This window comes from Streptomyces sp. T39, assembly GCF_008042045.1.
Classification (GTDB): domain Bacteria; phylum Actinomycetota; class Actinomycetes; order Streptomycetales; family Streptomycetaceae; genus Streptomyces.
This window is the reverse complement of the sequence record NZ_RDBP01000098.1, coordinates 1-1,382: the sequence shown is the minus strand read 5'-3', so window position 1 is coordinate 1,382 and position 1,382 is coordinate 1. Positions and strand designations below refer to the sequence as shown.

At 77.4% G+C, this 1,382-nt stretch carries 1 protein-coding gene; it reads right to left on the bottom strand.

Annotated features, from left to right (window positions below; genetic code table 11):
* Positions 1-339: 339 nt before the first annotated feature.
* Positions 340-1,128 (bottom strand): S16 family serine protease, encoded by a 789-nt coding sequence (locus EAO77_RS35530; RefSeq protein WP_147992448.1) that lies wholly within the window; start codon positions 1,126-1,128, stop codon positions 340-342.
* Between the last annotated feature and the right edge of the window lie 254 nt (positions 1,129-1,382).

Here is a 1,382-nt window from a genome sequence, read left to right as displayed (position 1 = left end):
GCCGCCGAAGACGGCGGCGAGGAGACCGAGGTCCCGGGCGCCGCCCAGGTTCTCCTTGGCGTGCACGGGCAGCAGCACCGGCGGGCGGAGCGACGTCGCCGGCCGGGAGTTCGGCGCGCGGGGATGCCCGTCCGGCCGGGCCCGGCGACGCGTCGCGCGGCGATGCGGGGGCGTCGTCCGGAAAGGACCTGACCGCGGGGCGCGGGGGACGCTGACCGCGGCGGGCCGGGCCGCGGGCGGCGGACGCCCGGCGGGACGGGGCAGCCGAGGCGCGTCAGGCCGGGCTCGGGGCCGCGTCGGAGGGACAGGTCCGGGGCGGGCGGCCGCGGGGGTCCGGGGTCAGCAGGTCGGGACCTTGCCGCCCCGCTGGAGGGCGCGCAGGGACTCGACGGTGCCTTCCAGCGTGGTGACCGGGATCAGGCGCAGCCCCTCCGGGAGTTCGGCCTGCGCGTCCGCGCACTCCGCCTCCGGCACGAGGAAGACCGTGGCCCCGTCGCGCTTGGCCGCCTGGGTCTTGAGGGAGACGCCGCCGACCGGGCCCACCTCGCCCTCGGGGGTGATCGTCCCGGTACCGGCGATGGTGCGTCCGCCGGTCAGGTCGCCGCCGGAGCCGTCGCCGTCCAGCTTGTCGACGATGCCCAGCGCGAAGAGCAGGCCCGCGCTGGGGCCGCCCACGTCCGCCAGGTGCAGCGAGACCTCGACCTTCGCGGGATCCTCGTCGAGATAGGCGAGCGCCGCGCGGGTGGCGTCGTCCTGCGACTCCTCCATGTCCGCGGTGTTGTGGCGCTCGACCTCCTGGTCGGACTTGCCCGCCGGGTAGACGGCGTCCCGGGGCAGGACCGCCCGGTCCGTGCGGAACCAGCCGTCGACGACCTCGCCGAGGTCGACGTCCACGGACGGACCCGAGGCGACGATCGTCGTCATCCGCAGCTGGCCCTCGGTCCGGCGGGTCGGGGCTCCGGTGACGGTGATGATCTGCTTGCCCCGGTCCTCGCCGAGCACGTCCGCCGTCCCGCCCGGCTGCGCCACGACGAACGGCAGTGGCGCGAACCCGACGACGGCGAGGAGCGCGACGACGGGCACGGCGCTGAGGGCGAGGGCGCGGGGGCGCGTGAGGCTGGAGAACACGACGCCAATCTATCTGCCCGCCCGGGCGCCGGGCCGCCGCGTCCCGCGGCCCTCCCCCGGCGGCGACCGTGACGGCGGGGCGGTGCGGGCGGGCAGATAGATTGGCGTCGTGTTCTCCAGCCTCACGCGCCCCCGCGCCCTCGCCCTCAGCGCCGTGCCCGTCGTCGCGCTCCTCGCCGTCGTCGGGTTCGCGCCACTGCCGTTCGTCGTGGCGCAGCCGGGCGGGACGGCGGACGTGCTCGGCGAGGACCGGG